This window comes from Sphingomonas sp. Leaf5, assembly GCF_001421155.1.
Lineage (GTDB): Bacteria > Pseudomonadota > Alphaproteobacteria > Sphingomonadales > Sphingomonadaceae > Sphingomonas.
Genome location: NZ_LMJZ01000001.1, coordinates 624238 through 640557 on the forward strand (window position 1 = coordinate 624238; position 16320 = coordinate 640557).

At 66.8% G+C, this 16320-nt stretch carries 16 protein-coding genes; 10 read left to right on the forward strand and 6 right to left on the reverse strand.

The window, feature by feature from the left end:
* Positions 1-17: 17 nt before the first annotated feature.
* The 3 genes from ASE50_RS02850 to ASE50_RS02860 form a co-directional block, all read right to left on the reverse strand.
* On the reverse strand, positions 18-1199 hold the full coding sequence (locus ASE50_RS02850) for an MFS transporter (protein ID WP_156347255.1): 1182 nt from the start codon (positions 1197-1199) through the stop codon (positions 18-20).
* 94 nt (positions 1200-1293) lie between these two features.
* Entirely contained in the window at positions 1294-1782 is a 489-nt protein-coding gene (locus ASE50_RS02855) for a hypothetical protein (protein ID WP_156347256.1), read from the reverse strand.
* Between the two features lie 195 nt (positions 1783-1977).
* Complete coding sequence (locus ASE50_RS02860) at positions 1978-3768, reverse strand: AMP-dependent synthetase/ligase (protein WP_056395176.1); 1791 nt, start codon at positions 3766-3768, stop codon at positions 1978-1980.
* Between the two features lie 101 nt (positions 3769-3869).
* On the opposite strand from ASE50_RS02860, the gene ASE50_RS02865 reads away from it, so the two are divergent.
* The gene (locus ASE50_RS02865) at positions 3870-5603 is read left to right on the forward strand and encodes a gamma-glutamyltransferase family protein (protein ID WP_056395178.1); all 1734 of its coding nucleotides are present in this window, start codon (positions 3870-3872) and stop codon (positions 5601-5603) included.
* A 204-nt stretch (positions 5604-5807) separates the two neighbouring features.
* Here ASE50_RS02865 and ASE50_RS02870 read toward each other — a convergent pair whose 3' ends face one another.
* Together ASE50_RS02870 and ASE50_RS02875 are read right to left on the reverse strand one after the other, a co-directional pair.
* Positions 5808-6485, reverse strand: a complete 678-nt coding sequence (locus ASE50_RS02870; RefSeq protein WP_056395674.1) for an HPP family protein — start codon at positions 6483-6485, stop codon at positions 5808-5810.
* Positions 6485-7471, reverse strand: coding sequence for a quinone-dependent dihydroorotate dehydrogenase (locus ASE50_RS02875; RefSeq protein ID WP_056395180.1), 987 nt, complete (start codon positions 7469-7471; stop codon positions 6485-6487). Before ASE50_RS02875 ends, ASE50_RS02870 begins: the two co-directional genes overlap by 1 nt.
* Positions 7472-7858: 387 nt before the next feature.
* On the opposite strand from ASE50_RS02875, the gene ASE50_RS02880 reads away from it, so the two are divergent.
* The 9 genes from ASE50_RS02880 to ASE50_RS02920 are packed head-to-tail and all read left to right on the forward strand — an operon-like array spanning position 7859 to position 15969.
* Entirely contained in the window at positions 7859-8287 is a 429-nt protein-coding gene (locus tag ASE50_RS02880) for an SUF system Fe-S cluster assembly regulator (protein ID WP_056395182.1), read from the forward strand.
* On the forward strand, positions 8287-9750 hold the full coding sequence (gene sufB, locus ASE50_RS02885; RefSeq protein WP_056395185.1) for a Fe-S cluster assembly protein SufB: 1464 nt from the start codon (positions 8287-8289) through the stop codon (positions 9748-9750). Before ASE50_RS02880 ends, sufB begins: the two co-directional genes overlap by 1 nt.
* Positions 9747-10043, forward strand: a complete 297-nt coding sequence (locus ASE50_RS02890; protein WP_056395187.1) for a hypothetical protein — start codon at positions 9747-9749, stop codon at positions 10041-10043. Before sufB ends, ASE50_RS02890 begins: the two co-directional genes overlap by 4 nt.
* A gap of 44 nt (positions 10044-10087) precedes the next feature.
* Positions 10088-10831 (forward strand): Fe-S cluster assembly ATPase SufC, encoded by a 744-nt coding sequence (sufC, locus tag ASE50_RS02895; protein ID WP_056395188.1) that lies wholly within the window; start codon positions 10088-10090, stop codon positions 10829-10831.
* Positions 10831-11907 (forward strand): SufD family Fe-S cluster assembly protein, encoded by a 1077-nt coding sequence (locus tag ASE50_RS02900; RefSeq protein WP_056395190.1) that lies wholly within the window; start codon positions 10831-10833, stop codon positions 11905-11907. Before sufC ends, ASE50_RS02900 begins: the two co-directional genes overlap by 1 nt.
* On the forward strand, positions 11904-13109 hold the full coding sequence (locus ASE50_RS02905; protein WP_056395192.1) for a cysteine desulfurase: 1206 nt from the start codon (positions 11904-11906) through the stop codon (positions 13107-13109). Before ASE50_RS02900 ends, ASE50_RS02905 begins: the two co-directional genes overlap by 4 nt.
* Positions 13106-13570 carry an SUF system Fe-S cluster assembly protein gene (locus ASE50_RS02910; protein WP_056395194.1) on the forward strand — a complete coding sequence of 155 codons (465 nt, stop codon included), beginning with the start codon at positions 13106-13108 and terminating at the stop codon, positions 13568-13570. The genes ASE50_RS02905 and ASE50_RS02910 overlap by 4 nt, the downstream gene beginning before the upstream one ends.
* Positions 13570-13917, forward strand: coding sequence for a HesB/IscA family protein (locus tag ASE50_RS02915; RefSeq protein ID WP_056395197.1), 348 nt, complete (start codon positions 13570-13572; stop codon positions 13915-13917). The genes ASE50_RS02910 and ASE50_RS02915 overlap by 1 nt, the downstream gene beginning before the upstream one ends.
* A 21-nt stretch (positions 13918-13938) precedes the next feature.
* Positions 13939-15969: a TonB-dependent receptor gene (locus ASE50_RS02920; protein WP_056395199.1), complete on the forward strand. Its 2031-nt coding sequence runs from the start codon at positions 13939-13941 to the stop codon at positions 15967-15969.
* Between the two features lie 20 nt (positions 15970-15989).
* Here the strand turns inward: ASE50_RS02920 and ASE50_RS02925 are convergent, their stop codons facing one another.
* Positions 15990-16319, reverse strand: a complete 330-nt coding sequence (locus ASE50_RS02925) for a hypothetical protein (RefSeq protein ID WP_056395202.1) — start codon at positions 16317-16319, stop codon at positions 15990-15992.
* Position 16320 lies beyond the last annotated feature (1 nt).

Genomic DNA, 16320 nt, shown 5'->3' on the forward strand with positions numbered 1-16320 from the left:
CGAACCAATCCTTCTTCTTAAACAGCCGTCGCCCGCATCCGAACCGGCGCGCCGGCCATCACCGCCAACCCCCAGATCGCAAACCCGCCCAACGCCAGCGCCGCGCCGACCAACCCGGTCGACGTCCAGCCATAGCCCGCCGCGATCGCCAGCCCGCCGGCCCATGGCCCGATCGCATTGGCGGTATTAAACGCCGAATGGTTGAGCGATGCGGCAAGGCTCTGACCGTGTTCGGCAATGTCCATCAACCGCGTCTGGAGCACGGTGCCGAGCGCACCGCCGATCCCGATCAGAAACACGATCATCAGCATCGACCACAGCTGCCCCGCCGCCAGCGGATAGAGCGCCAGCGTCGCCGCGCTCCACAGCAGCAGTGCGCCGGCGGTCGGCATCAATGCCCGGTCGGCGAAACGCGGCACGACCAGATTGCCGACGGTCATGCCGATGCCGAACACGGCCAGCACCACCGGCACCATCGCCGCGCCCGCACCGGTCACCTCGATCAGCGTGGAGGCGAGATAGGTATAGACCGCGAACATGCCGCCGAACCCGATCGCGCCGATGCCGAGCGTCAGCCACAACTGGCCCGATCGCAGGACATTCAGTTCGGCAAGCGGGCTAGCCGACCGGTCGGGCCGATCGCGCGGCGCGACCCACGCGACCATCGCCATCGTCGCCGCGGCCAGCACCGCCACGACCCCGAAGCCCCAGCGCCACCCGATCGCCTGTCCCAGCGCATTGGCCAGCGGCACCCCGACGATCGTCGCGGTCGTCAGCCCGAGCATGACCCGCCCGATCGCCTGCGTCCGCTTCTCCGCCGGCACCAGCGAGGCCGCGACCAGCGCCGCGATCCCGAAATAGGCTCCATGCGGCAACCCGCTGAAAAACCGCGCAACCAACATCGCTTCATAGGTCGGGGCGAGCGCGCTCGCCGCATTGGCGACCCCGAAACATGCCATCAGCGCGATCAGCACCGTCCGTCGCGCCATCCGCGCGGTCAGCACCGCCAGCAGCGGCGCGCCGACCACGACGCCCAGCGCATAGGCGCTGATGACGTGCCCTGCCGTCGGTTCGTCGATGCTTAGTCCCGGCGCGAAGAACGGCACGAGGCTCATCGTCGCGAACTCGGTCGTCCCGATCGCGAAACCGCCGAGCGCGAGCGCGAGATGAACGAGGGCAGGGTTACGGGTCGGGGTCACGGTCACGCTCCTTGCTGCGATGCAGCATTCGAAGCGGTCATATGGGAGGAACGGTCGGGGGATCAACGATGAATAGGTATGCGGGTTTGCCGCTCTAGCGAAAAACTTGGAGACTCCCGCGATGGATAACGGCGAAGCCGTCTTCGGTAACAGGACTGGTTATACCGGCATCCCCCAACGCTTCACCGCAGAGAACCAGCGCCGGAACATCGAACATCGGCTTCGGCGCTGGCCCAATAGTTTCGGGTCGAAAAATGTTGATGCCGGGGTGATGGACGAGAACGTTGCAGCGGCCTCGTCTTTTCAAGTCTCGAACCATCTCGAGAAACTTTCCGAAGGTCGGGTTCGAAGAGAACGAGATATAATCGACCGGTACCCGTACCGAACCTCTCTGAACCGACTCGATCTTCGTATCGTCCAGTGCGGGTTGCCAACGTTTCTCCCGAAACGTCGCGGGTCGGCGATCAATCGGGATCGCATAGCGGGCCGAGTCCAGACCGACATGCGTCACCCAGACACGTTCCCAACCAACCATCGCTGCGTGCAAGACAAACAGGTCAAAACCGGCGATCAGAATCGCCACAGCGACCAAGGTTCGCCGAAGCGGCCTCATCCGGCGATGCCGATCATCTTGTGAAACGACTTTCCTACCGTCCGGATATCGTGCGATGCCCGCCGCCCGTTCTGTCTCATGCTCAATTCTTTAATCGCGCCTGCGTTAGTTCGGCGTTGGTGCCAAGTGCGCGCGAGTGTGACCTTCGTGACCTTTGGCGCCGCATCATCCCCGGTACAGCGCGTCCAGCCGCTCACCATATACCTCTTTCAACACATGCCGCCGGATCTTCAAACTCGGCGTCAGCTGCTGGTTCTCGATCGAAAAGGGTTCGTCGGCGATGATGAAGCGGCGGATGCGTTCGGTGACCGACAGGTCCTTGTTCACCCGCTCGACCGCTGCGCCCAGCGCCGCGCGATACTCGCTGTCCGCGCGCAACCGGGCGAAGTCGCAGCGTGCGCCGCCCTTCGCGCAGAATTGCTGGGTCCATTCGGCATCGGGCACGATCACCGCGACCATATAGGGTCGCCGGTCGCCCGCGATCATCGCCTGCGCGATCTCGTCCTGCAGGGTCAGCATCCCCTCGACCTTCTGCGGCGCGACATTGTCGCCCTTGTCGTTGACGATGATATCCTTCTTGCGATCGGTGATGCGGATGCGGCCTTTGGCGTCGATCTCGCCGATGTCGCCGGTATGCAGCCAGCCATCCTTCAGCACGCGGGCGGTCTCGGCCTCGTTGCGCCAATAGCCGTGCATGACCAGTTCGCCACGCACCAGGATTTCGCCGTCCCCGGCGATGCGAACCTCGGTTTCGGCCAGCGGCGGGCCGACCGTGTCCATCTCGATCCCCGCCGCCGGGCGGTTGCACGAAATGACCGGTGCGGCTTCGGTCTGGCCATAGCCCTGGAGCAGGCACAGCCCCATCGCCTCGAAGAAATTGCCGACATCGGGATTGAGCGGCGCGCCGCCCGACACCATCGCCTTCAGCCGCCCGCCGAACCGCTGCGCGATCTTGGGCTTGAGCAACCGATCGACCAGCAGCCTCGCCGGATAGTCGGTCAGCCGCGGGCCGTTCTGCCGGTTGCCGATGTCGATCGCGCGGTCGAGCAGCCACGACGACAGTCGTCCCTGTTTTTGTACGCCCTTGCTGATCCGCGTGCGCAATACTTCGAACAGGCGCGGTACCACGACCATGATCGTCGGGCGCACCTCCTCGATATTGCTGGCCAGCTTGTCGAGGCCCTCGCTGTAATAGATCTGCCCGCCCAGCCCGATCGGGAAAAACTGTCCCGCGGAATGCTCATAGGCATGGCTGAGCGGCAGGAACGACAGGAATATTTCGTCGCTCCATCCGAAATCCTCGGCGATGACGGTGGCGCAGCCATTCACGTTGTGCAGGATCGCGCCGTGATGCTGCATCACCCCGCGTGGGCTGCCTCCGGTGCCCGAGGTGTAGATGATGCAGGCCAGATCGTCGCGGCCGAAGTCCGCGTCCGCCGCGACCTTTGCCGGATCGGCGGGGTGGCGGGCGATCAGGTCGTGCCAGTCGTGAAATTCCAGACTGCCCTGCTGCGCGGTGCGAATCGGTTCGATCGTGATGATCTTTTCCGACGAATTGGTCGCACGAAGCGCAGCGGGCAGGATGATGCGCGCCAGCTTGTCGGTCGACACGATGATCGCGCACGCGCCCGAATTCTCGATGATATGACCATGGTCGCGGACGGTGTTGGTGACATAGGTCGGCACCGTCACGCACCCCGCCGCCATGATGGCGAGGTCGGAAATGCACCATTCGGGGCGGTTCTCGCTGACCAGCATCACCCGGTCGCCGCGTTTCAGCCCGATCGCCTTCAGCGCGGTCGCCAGTGCCGCGACCTGGCGCGCGGCCTCGGTCCAACTGGTCGACACCCATTGGCCGCCGGTCTTGGTCCACAGGAACGGCGCGTCGCCACGCTCGCGCGCCCGCGCGAAGAACATCGCGACCAGATTGGGGAATCGTTCGAGCTGCCGGGCCATTCGTCGTCCTTCTCCTGCGGGCAAGGTAGGCAGGTGCCGCGGCCGCGGCAATGTCCGAACGCGGGTGACGCGGCGGATCGTCTTGGGTAGACACGGCGACCATGAGGAAATCGACGATCGCCGCCGCCCTGCTCGCCACCGTGTCGCTGGGGGGATGCAACCTGTTGCCGTTCGGCAAGGCGCAGGTGGCGACCCCGGCCACCGCCGCCGCGCCGGTGGCGGGCGCGCAGCAGAAATTCGTCGTGACGGCCAATCCGCTGGCGAGCGAGGCGGGCATGGCGGTGCTGCGCCGTGGTGGCGGCGCGGTGGACGCGGCGATCGCGGTACAGGCGATGCTGTCGCTGGTCGAACCGCAAAGCTCCGGTATCGGCGGCGGCGCGTTCATGACCTATTTCAATGCCACGACCGGCAAGGTCGAGATCTATGACGGGCGCGAAACCGCACCCGCCGGGGCATCGCCGACGATGCTGTTGGGGGCGGACGGCAAGCCGCTGCCCTTCGCCGAAGCGGTGCTCGGCGGCCGCGCGACCGGTGTGCCCGGCGCGGTGCGGATGCTGGGACAGGCGCATGCCGATCACGGGACGCTCGCTTGGGCCGACCTGTTCGACGACGCCGAACGGACCGCGCGCAAGGGCTTCCTCATCTCGCCGCGCCTCGGCCGGTTCCTGACCGGCCGCTTCCCGGAGTTACAGGCCGAGGATGTCCGCCGCTATTTTAAGGGGAAGGGCGGGGCACTCGCCACCACCGGCGACCGGCTCACCAACGACGCCTATGCCGATTTCCTGAAGCGGCTGGCCAAGCAGGGGCCGGACGCGCTCTACACCGGGGAGACCGCGAAACGCATCGTCGCGCGCACGACCACGGGTACGCTGCCGGGCACGATGACGCTCGCCGACCTTGCCGCCTATCGCGCGGTCAAGCGCGATCCGCTGTGCGCGAACTGGCGTGTCTATATCGTCTGCACCCCGCCGCCGCCCAGCAGCGGGATCGGACTGATCGAGCTGCTCGGCATTCTTGGCCGCACCGATATCGACCAGCGCGGGCCGAACGATCCGCAAAGCTGGTTCCTGTTCGCCGAGGCGAGCCGGCTGATGTACGCCGATCGCGACCTGTATGTCGGCGATCCGAAGTTCGTGAACGTACCGGTCGCCGGGCTGCTGGCCCCGGCCTATCTGTCGGCGCGCGCGAAGCTGATCGGGGCGACCGCCGGACCGGCTCCGGTGGCGGGCGTGCCGGCAGGCGTCGTCACCGCGGCGGCGGACACCACCCGCGAACCGGCGGGGACGTCGCACTTCATCGTCGGCGATGCGGCGGGCAATGTCGTGTCGATGACGACGACGGTCGAAAGCATCTTTGGCAGCGGGCGGATGGTCGACGGCTTCTTCCTCAACAACCAGATGACCGACTTCGCCTTCTCGCCGGTCGATGCGCAGGGCCGCGCCGCCGCAAATGCGGTCGCGCCGGGCAAGCGGCCGCGTTCGTCGATGACGCCGCTGGTGATGATCGACCGGCAGGGCAAATTCGCGGGCGCGCTGGGGTCGGCGGGCGGCAATGCGATCCTCGCCTATGTCGGCAAGTCGCTGATCGGCGCGGTCGAATGGAAGCTGCCGATGCAGGACGCGCTGTCGCTGCCCAACCTCGTCGCGCGCGGCGACGGTTTTCAGGGGGAGGTGACCAAATTCTCACCGCAGATCCTGAGCGCGCTGGCAGCGAAGGGAATCCGGTTGCAGCCGGGGCAAGGGGAGGATTCGGGGCTGCACGGGGTCATCGTGCGGGACGGGAAGATCGATGGCGGCTTCGATCCGCGGCGTGAGGGCAAGGTGATCGTCGAGTAAAAGGTCGGTTCACGCGAAGGCGCAAAGAAGAAGCAGGAGGGGTTCGCGCGGAGGCGCGGAGGCGCGGAGGGGTTGCGCAGCGGGCAAGCCGGTCGCGATCGGCAGACCTTATCTCGCGTTGCCACGATGTATAAGGCCGCTGACGCGGATGAGGGTCGCCTGTGACGCGACCCCCTCCGCGTCTCCGCGCCTCCGCGCGAACCCCTACTTCTTCCAGCGAACCCGCGCGAAATGCTCCGCCCGCTCGAGCAGCAGCGTCAGATCCTCCGGCGCAATGTCGAACGCATCCGGTGTCTCGGCCATCGCAGCGTCGATATCCTCCGGCCGGATCCCGCCCGGCTCGGCCGCCGCCGCGATAGCGACTGGAGCAGCAGGCTCGTGCGGGTAGGAGAGCGCCGTCATCCGGTGATAGAACATGCCGATCGACACCAGCGCGATCGAATTGATTCCGACCGGCGCGAAGGCAAAGGCATAGCCGGCGTCATGGATGCCCGCACTGCCGATCACCGCCGTCAGCGCCGCCGCCCCGCCCGGCGGATGCAGGCAACGGCATAGCGACATGACGAAGATCGCGCAGCCGACCGCGACCCCGGCGGCGACGGTCACGGTCGGGATCGCCTGAAATGCTGCCACGCCGACCAGCGTCGACAGGATATTGCCGCCGACCACCGGCCATGGCTGTGCCAGCGGACTGGCCGGCACCGCGAATACCAGCACTGCCGACGCTCCGAGCGGCGCGACGATGATCGGCAGGTCGCCCTTGATCCACGGCACCTGCACGCAGACGACCATGGTCAGCGCGATGCCGATCGCCGCGCCGATGCAGGCGATGATCCGCCGCCCGAACCCGGCATTGGCGAGCAGTGGCCGGAACAGCCGGATCACAATCCGTCGACGATCCGCCGGGCAAGGCCGGGGCCTTCGTAGACGAGCGCGCTGTACAGCTGGACGAGACTGGCCCCGGCATCGATCCGCCGCTTCGCTTCGTCCGCCGATCCGACGCCGCCCGCCGAAATTAGGGGGATCGCACCGCCCGCGATCTCGCGCGCCTCGACCAGCTTGGCGAGCGCCAGCCCTGCGAGCGGTGCGCCCGACAGCCCGCCGGTCTCGTTCGCGTTCGCCGATCGCAGCGTATCGGGGCGCGAGATGGTGGTGTTCGACACGATCAGCCCATCGACCCCGCCGTCGATCGCCGCGCGGACCGCGACCTCCATTCCGTCGCGCGACAGATCGGGCGCGACTTTCAGGAACAGCGGTACGCGCTTGCCCCCGACATGGCGGGCGGCGTCGCTGGCGGCGATCAACTGGCCCAGTTCGGGCTGCGATTGCAGGTCGCGCAGGCCCGGCGTGTTCGGGCTGGAAATGTTGATGGTGACATAATCGGCCAGCGGCGCCGCCTTCGCGACCGCGGTCCCGTAATCGGCGATGCGGTCGGTCGAATCCTTGTTCGCGCCGACATTGATGCCGATGATGCCGGGACGGGGGGTGAGCGCCGCGACCCGCGCCAGCGCCGCGTCGATCCCGCCATTGTTGAAGCCGAGGCGGTTCACCACGCCCCGGTCCTCGGGCAGGCGGAAGATGCGCGGTTTCGGATTGCCCGGCTGCGGTCTGGGGGTCAGCGTGCCGACCTCAACAAAGCCGAAGCCGAGGCCAAGAAAGCCCGCGACCGCCCGCGCATCCTTGTCGACGCCTGCCGCCAGCCCGACCGGATTGGGAAAGCGGATGCCGGCGACCGTCACCGCATGACGGTCGTCGGTAGTTGCCGCCATCGGCGTCCCGGCCTTGCCCCACGCCTCCAGCATGGCGATCGTCAGCGAATGCGCGCGTTCGGCGTCGAGGGCGAAGAGGAGCGGGTGATACCATGCCATGTCAGGCGCCCTACCGTTCGGGAGCGGCGGAAGGAAGATTCGGTTTCACGCGAAGGCGCGAAGAAGAAAGTGTTTCGCGCAGAGGCGCAGAGGCGCGGAGTGGTTGCGTTCGTACCTCTGTCTCGCGTCAGCGAGACCTCAACTCCCTGTGGCTGCCACAGGCGTCAAAGCCGCTGATGCGGCGAGGCGCTTCCGCCGGCGTAACCGCTCCGCGCCTCTGCGCCTCTGCGCGAACCATTCTTCCTTCTTCTCTTCGCGCCTTCGGGTGAAACCGAATCCTTCTTCCACCCCAACAATCGATCACACCAATCGAAACATAGCCGGTTGACCTATCGCCCCGCCACGACCACATGCCAATCCGACCGGAATGATCCGATTAAGGAACATATGCGCCTTTCCAGCCTTGCCGACTATGCCGTCGTCCTGCTCGCCGCCACCGCACGGCGGGATGGGGACGCGCGCGTAACGGCGACCGCGCTGGCGGAGGAAACGGGCCTCCCGCTGCCGACCGTGCAGAAGCTGGTCAGCCGGTTGTCGGCCGCGTCGCTGATTGAAACGGGGCGTGGCACCGGTGGCGGCTTCCGCCTCGCGCGGGCTCCGCACGCGATCGATCTCGCCCAGATCATCGAGGCGATCGAGGGACCGATCGCACTCACCACCTGCGTCGATGCCGCGCGCCACGATTGCGCGGTGGAGACGAACTGCATGATCCGACCCCATGCCGGCACGGTCAACGCCGTGGTCCGGGGCGCTCTGGCGGGCGTGACGCTCGCCCAACTCGCGAACACCGGGGCGATGCCCCAAGAGGTAGTGTGATGGCCACGAAAAATGCCGAGGCGCTCGCCGCCGCAAACAAGAAGTACGAGTGGGGTTTCTCCTCGGACATCGAACAGGACTTCGCGCCCAAGGGGCTGAGTGAGGACACTGTCCGCTATATCAGCGCCAAGAAGAACGAGCCCGAATGGATGCTCGACTGGCGGCTGAAGGCGTATCGCCTGTGGCTGACGATGGAGGCGCCCGACTGGTCGAAGCTGAACATCGATCCGATCGATTATCAGGACGCGTATTATTACGCCGAGCCGAAGGCGAAGCCGAAGCTCGGCTCGCTGGACGAGGTCGATCCCGAAATCCTGCGCGTCTATGAAAAGCTCGGCATCCCGATCGAGGAGCAGAAGGTGCTCGCCGGGGTCGAGGGGTCGCGCAAGGTCGCGGTCGATGCGGTGTTCGACAGCGTGTCGGTGGCGACGACCTTCCGCAAGGAACTCGAAGCTGCGGGTGTCATCTTCCGCTCGATCAGCGAGGCAATCCGCGAATATCCCGATCTCGTCCGCAAGTGGCTGGGCAAGGTCGTGCCGCAGCGTGACAATTTCTTCGCGACGCTCAACAGCGCGGTCTTTTCGGACGGAACGTTCGTCTACATTCCGGAGGGCGTGCGTTGCCCGATGGAGCTGTCCACCTATTTCCGGATCAACGCCGAAAATACCGGCCAGTTCGAACGCACGCTGATCGTCGCCGACAAGGGCAGCTATGTCAGCTACCTCGAAGGCTGCACCGCGCCGATGCGCGACGAGAATCAGTTGCATGCGGCGGTGGTCGAGCTGGTCGCGCTGGACGATGCCGAGATCAAATACTCGACCGTCCAGAACTGGTATCCCGGCGACGAGAACGGCAAGGGCGGCATCTACAATTTCGTGACGAAGCGCGCGCTGTGTCAGGGCAGGAACAGCAAGGTGTCGTGGACGCAGGTCGAAACCGGATCGGCGATCACGTGGAAATATCCGTCGTGCGTGCTGGCGGGTGAGAACAGCGTCGGCGAATTCTATTCGGTCGCCGTCACCAACAATCGCCAGCAGGCCGATACCGGTACCAAGATGATCCATCTGGGCAAGGGGTCGCGCTCGACGATCGTGTCGAAGGGGATCAGCGCCGGACGCAGCGACAATACCTATCGCGGGCTGGTGCGCGTCGCCCCCTCGGCGGAAGGGGTGCGTAACTTTACCCAGTGCGACAGCCTGTTGCTGGGCGACCAGTGCGGCGCGCACACCGTGCCGTATATCGAGGTGAAGAACCCCTCGGCACAGATCGAGCATGAGGCGACGACCAGCAAGATTTCCGAAGACCAGATGTTCTACGCGCGGCAGCGGGGGTTGGATTCGGAGGCGGCGGTCGCGCTGATCGTCAACGGCTTCGCCCGCGAAGTGCTGCAACAGCTGCCGATGGAATTCGCGGTCGAGGCGCAGAAGCTGCTCGGCATTTCACTGGAAGGGTCGGTGGGGTGATCCTGCTCGCACTGGCGCTACAGGCGGTCGCGCCGACCGCGCCCTATGCCGACTGCCTGTCGGAGCGGATCAATACCGATCCGCGCATGGCCAAGCCGCCGACCGAAGCTGCCGGTCGCGTCGCGATTTTCGACGATGCGGCCAAGGCCTGCGCCCCGGTGCGGGCGAAGGTGGCGAAGGCACACGGTCCGATGCTCGACAAGATCGATGCGTCGATGAAATCGGTGCTGACCAACCCGGATGCCGCCGAGGCCGAGTTCGGCACCGAACCGGTCGCGGGAACGATGCCCTAAGCTTTTGAGATACGCGGGTCAGCCCCGCACGAACAGGACGGAACATGCTAAAGATCGAAAACCTCCACGCCGAAATCGACGGCAAGGAAATCCTGAAGGGCCTGTCGCTGAGCGTGAACGCGGGCGAGATCCATGCGATCATGGGTCCGAACGGTGCCGGCAAGTCGACGCTTGGCTATGTGCTGGGCGGGCGTCCGGGGTACGACGTGACCGAAGGCAGCGTGACCTTCGCAGGCGCGGACCTGCTCGACATGGATCCCGATGCCCGCGCCGCCGCCGGCCTGTTTCTCGGCTTCCAGTATCCGGTTGAGATCCCCGGCGTGTCAAACGTCCAGTTCCTGCGCGAAAGCCTGAACAGCCAGCGCCGCGCCCGTGACGAAAAGCCGCTGTCGGGTGCCGAATTCCTGAAGCTCGCCCGTGCGCAGGCCGATGGCCTCAGCATGGACATGGACATGATGAAGCGGCCGGTGAATGTCGGCTTTTCGGGCGGCGAGAAGAAACGCAACGAGATGGTGCAGATGGGCATCCTCGACCCGAAGCTGGCGATCCTCGACGAGACCGACAGCGGCCTCGACATCGATGCGCTGCGCATCGTCGGCGATGGCATCAACCGCATCATGCGCCGTCCCGACAAGGGCGTGATCCTCATTACCCATTATCAGCGCCTGCTCGACTATGTGCAGCCCGACTTCGTCCACGTCCTTGCCGACGGGCGCATCGTGCGGTCGGGCGGCAAGGAACTGGCGCACGAGCTGGAACGCGAAGGCTATGGAGCGGTGGCGGCGTAATGGCCACGCTCCCCACGAACTCGCAAGAGGCGTTCCGCTGGACCGACCTTGCCGCGCTGACCGCCGCTGCGGCATCGGTGCGCGGCGTGGCGGCGAGTGCCGATGGCTATTGGCTCGATCTTGCCGGCCCGCGGATCGTGTTCTTCGACGGCGCTTATGCGCCCGAACATAGTATGCCGGGGCATGTCGCGGTGTCGCCGTTGACTCTCGATACCGCGCACCCGTTGGGCGTGCAGGCATCGGGTGCGGCGGGCTGGTCGATCGACCTGTCGGCGGCCGAGATCGCGGAGCCGGTGCAGATCGTCCACATCGCGACCGGCGCGGAGAACCATCTTCCCGCGCGGCTGACGCTGGATGAGGATGCGGTCGCATCGGTCGTCGAAACCTATGTCGGCACCGGCTGGACCAATCGTCTGACCCAGATCGACCTCGAACGCGGCGCGCGGCTGATGCGCAGCGTCCGCCTGCTCCAGTCGGACGGTTTCGTGTCGATCCGCGACGAAGCGGTGGTGGGCGAGGCGGCGAGCCTCGTCACCCAGTTCCTCGGCGCGGGTGGCATGGGTAGCCGCATCGACGCGCAGCTGACGCTCGATGGTGATGCCGCGTTCGTCGATTACGGCGGCGCGCTGCTGACCCGCGAACAGCAGCGGCAGGAATGCGCCGTCGCCGTTCGCCATGCCGCCCTGAACGGATCGAGCCGCCAGACGTGGCGCGCGGTTGCCGCCGATCGCAGTCAGGCGAGCCTCGCCGCCCGTGTCGAGGTCGCCCGCGGTGCGCAGAAGACCGATGGCGAACAGTCGCTGCGCGGCCTGTTGCTCCAACGGACGGCGACGGTGAACCTGAAGCCCGAACTCGAAATTTTTGCCGACGATGTGAAGTGCGCGCACGGCGCGACGGTCGGCGAACTCGATGCGAAGGCGCTGTTTTATCTGCGCAGCCGGGGCGTCAGCGAGGCCCGGGCCAAGGCATTGCTGACCAAAGCGTTCGTTGCGGACTCGCTCGACCGGATCGGTGAGGATGTCGTGCGGGAAGCCTTCGCGGCCGATGCCGATGCTTGGCTGGAGGCCGCGCTTTGAGCGAAACCACCCCCCTCGACCGCGTCAGCGACTTTCCGGCGATCCCCGCCGGCTGGTCGTATCTCGATACCGCCGCGACCTCGCAAAAGCCGCAGCCGGTGATCGACGCGATCACCCGCGCCTACGACACGACCTATGCCACCGTGCATCGCGGTGTGTACCAGCGCTCGGCCGACATGACGCTTGCGTACGAGGCGGCGCGCCGCCGCGTCGCCACGTTCATCGGTGCCGCAGCGCCGGAGGAATGCGTGTTCGTGCGTGGCGCGACCGAGGGGATCAATCTGGTCGCGCAGGGCTGGGCCGAACGCCATCTGAAGGCCGGCGACCGCATCCTGTTGTCGATGCTCGAACATCATTCGAATATCGTGCCATGGCAGTTGGTCGCCGAGCGGATTGGCGTCGCAATCGACGTCGTGCCGCTGACGCCGGACGGGCGGATCGATCTCGACACGATGGCGGCGATGATCCGGCCCGAGCATAAGCTGGTCTCGCTGGCGCATGTGTCGAACGTGCTGGGATCGATGCTCGACGGCCGCCGCGCCGCCGACATCGCCCATTCGGTCGGGGCTAAGCTGTTGCTCGACGGGTGTCAGGCAGTGCCGCGCGTGGCGGTCGATGTCGCCGCGCTCGACTGCGACTTCTACGTTTTTTCGGGGCACAAGCTGTACGGCCCGACCGGTATCGGCGTGCTGTGGGGCCGCGCGGAACTGTTGGAATCGATGCATCCGGTGCATGGCGGCGGCGCGATGATCGACCGCGTGACCTTCGAGCGCACCACCTATGCCCCGCCGCCCGCTCGGTTCGAGGCAGGGACGCCGCATATCGTCGGTGCGCTCGGGCTGCATGCCGCGATCGACTATGTCGACGGCATCGGGCTGGACGCGATCCATGCGCATGAAACCGCGCTGGTCACCGCCACCCGCGACGCACTCGGCCGGATCAATTCGGTACGGCTGCTCGGACCCGACGACGCTGCCGGCATCGTCAGTTTCGTGGTGGAGGGGGTGCATCCGCACGATGTCGGCACCATCTTAGATGAGGAACGCGTCGCGATCCGTGCCGGCCATCATTGCGCACAGCCGCTGATGGACGTGCTGGGCGTGCCGGCCACCGCGCGGGCGAGCTTCGGCGTGTACAACGGACCGGCCGATGTCGATGCGCTGGTGCGCGGACTGGAACGGGTAAGCAGGATTTTCGGATGAACGACGAACGCCATTTCGATGTCGAGGAGGTCAGCGCGGTGCCGTCGCCGCCCCGCGCCCGCGTGACCGATGCGGAGGAAGCCCCGCCGCGCCGCCGCGACTATCTCGACGGTTTCCTGGCGCAAAAGCCCGAACCGCAACCGGCGGGCGAGCCGGGCGGCGACGTGTACGAAGCGGTCATCGCGTCGCTCAAGGAAATCTTCGACCCGGAAATTCCGGTCAACATCTACGACCTTGGCCTGATCTACGGCGTCGATGTCGCGGACAACGGCCATGTTGCAGTGACGATGACGCTGACCACGCCGCATTGCCCGGTGGCGGAATCGATGCCGGCCGAGGTCGAATTGCGCGTCTCGGCGGTGCCGGGCGTCGCCACCGCCGACGTCAATCTCGTCTGGGATCCGCCATGGGACCCGCAGAAAATGTCCGACGACGCCAAGCTCGAACTGGGAATGCTGTAATGGCCACGCGCGTCCGCCCCGCCGCGATCAACCTGACCGCCAGTGCCGAACGGCGCGTCGCCGACCTGATGGCGAAGGCCCCTGCGCAAGCGATCGGGGTGAAGCTGTCGACGCCCCGGCGCGGCTGTTCGGGCCTTGCCTATTCGGTCGATTACGTGACCGCCGCCAACCCGATGGACGAACGGATCGAAACGCCGGGCGGGACCTTCTTCGTCGACGGCGGATCGATCCTCTACCTGATCGGTTCGACGATGGACTGGGTCGAGGACGATTTCACTGCGGGCTTCGTCTTCGCCAATCCGAATGCCAAGGGCGCGTGCGGGTGCGGGGAAAGCTTCACGGTCTGATCGTCCCATCGGGGGACAGGTGTGAAGCGGTTTCTATGGATATTGGCGGCGTGGCCGGGCGCGGCGGCGGCACAGGACGCGCCGGAGATCGTCGTCACCGGGCGTGGCCTTGCCGATGCGCCGGGCGACCGCGTCTATGACATCGTCACCATCGACCGTGACCGCATTCTGTCCTCGGCCAGCGGGCGGGTCGAGGATGTGCTGCGCGACGTCGCCGGTCTCCAGCAATTTCGCCGATCGGACTCGCGCAACGCCAATCCGACCAGCCAGGGCATCACCCTGCGCGGCCTTGGCGGCAATGCATCGAGCCGCGCGCTCCTGCTGCTCGACGGAGTGCCACAGGCCGATCCGTTCGGGGGCTGGGTCGCCTTTCCCGCTTACGCCACCGACCGGCTCGGCCGGGTCCGCGTAACCCGCGGCGGGGGGAGCGGCGTCGCCGGACCGGGCGCGCTGGCCGGCACCATCGAACTCGACAGTGCGATGCCGGACAATCTGTCCCCGTTTGCCGGCTCGCTCAGCTATGGCAGCCGCGAATCGATCGACGCGCGCGGTTCTGCCGGTCTGACACGCAGCGGCGGCTTCGCGACCCTGTCGGCCGCCTATGCCCGTGGCGACGGCTTCGTGCCCATCGTCGCCGGCAGTCGCGGTCCCGCCGATCGCGCGGCCCCGTTCGAACAGGCCAGCGCCGCCGCCCGCGCGGTGGTGCAGGTCGGCGCGACGACCGAATTGCAGGCGAACGTGTCCGGCTTCACCGACCGTCGCGACCGTGGTCTCGACTTCACCGACAATCGCAGCGAAGGTGCCGATGCCAGCGTCCGGCTGGTCGGGCGTGGACCGACCGGCTGGTCGCTGCTCGGCTATCTCCAGACCCGCGCCTTCGCCAGTCGCTTCGCCAGCGTCGGGGCCGGCCGCGTGACCACCGCGCTGACACTCGACCAGTATAACGTCCCCGCGACCGGTATCGGCGGCCGGGCAGAGGTCGCCCCCGACCTCGGCAACGTGTCGCTCCGCCTCGGTGGCGACGTGCGCGTCGTCAGCGGCGAGACCCAGGAACTATACACCTATGTCGCCGGCAACCCGACCCGGCGGCGGGTCGCGGGTGGGCGCAACACGACCGGCGGCCTGTTCGCCGGTGCCAGCCTCGCGACCGGCGATATCGTGCTGAGCGCGGGTGGCCGCATCGATCGCTGGACGATCGCGGCAGGACGATTGCAGGAGGCATTGCTGACCGGCGCGGCGCTTACCGATCAACGCTTCGCCACGCGCAGTGGCTGGCAACCGACCGGACGGGCGGGGGTGGCGTGGACACTGGACCCGGCGGTGACAGTAAGGGCGGCGGGCTATCGCGGCTGGCGGCTGCCGACACTGAACGAACTTTATCGCCCGTTCCGGGTCGGTGCCGACGCCACTGCCGCCAACGCCGCGCTGTCGCCGGAAACATTATGGGGTGGTGAGGTCGGGCTGGAACTCCGGCCCGCTGCCCGGACCCGCATTGCCGCGACCGCTTTTGCCAACGACCTGCGCGACGCCATCGCCAACGTCACCGTCGCCAACGGACCCGGCGTGTTTCCGGGCGTCGGCTTCGTGTCGGCGGCCGGTGTGTTCCGCCGTCGCGCCAATCTCGATCATGTCCGGGTGCGGGGGGCCGAACTCGATGCATCGACCGGCTGGCGGGAATGGGAAGCGCGCCTGTCCTATGCCTATACCGATGCGCGGGTCGTCGACGGCGGCGTGCTCGATGGCTTGCGCCCGGCCCAGACGCCGACCCATAGCGGCTCGGCAACGATCGGTTGGCGGCGCGCCGGCTGGCAAGCGGCGGCAACGCTCCGCTACGTGTCGGACCAGTATGAGGACGATGCGAACCAGCGCCGTCTTGCCGATGCGACCACGCTTGACGCGGTCCTATCGGTACCGCTGTCGCGTGGACTGTCGGTGCAGGGGCGGGCCGAAAACGTGACCGACGCCCGCATCGAAGCAGCGGTCGGCGGCGATGGCGTAGTAGAACGCGCATCGCCGCGGACGTTTTGGCTGGGAATACGGTTCGGCGGCTGATCGAACCGCCGCTCGCGGCATCAGGTCCCCGTTTGCGACGCCATGCTGCCGCGCGGCGCGACGATCGAAGGTGCAGGACCCGTCGCAGGGCGCAGCGCCTCGCGCTCAGACGCCGGTACCGGTGCAGTCGGGTCTGGACGAAAGGCTTCGGGCGCACGGTCACCTGCGGCAGCGCGCGGCTTGTCCAGTGCCAGATCGGGTGCGGCATGACCCTCGCCCGGTGCCTTGCGCCGCGCAAGCAGCACACCGAACAGGCCGACGGCGATCCCTGCGACACCCAGCGCCACGGTCCGCAGCGTCGATACGCCTGCCTTGCGGGATTTGGGCTTTGGTTTCTTGTGCTTGGCCATC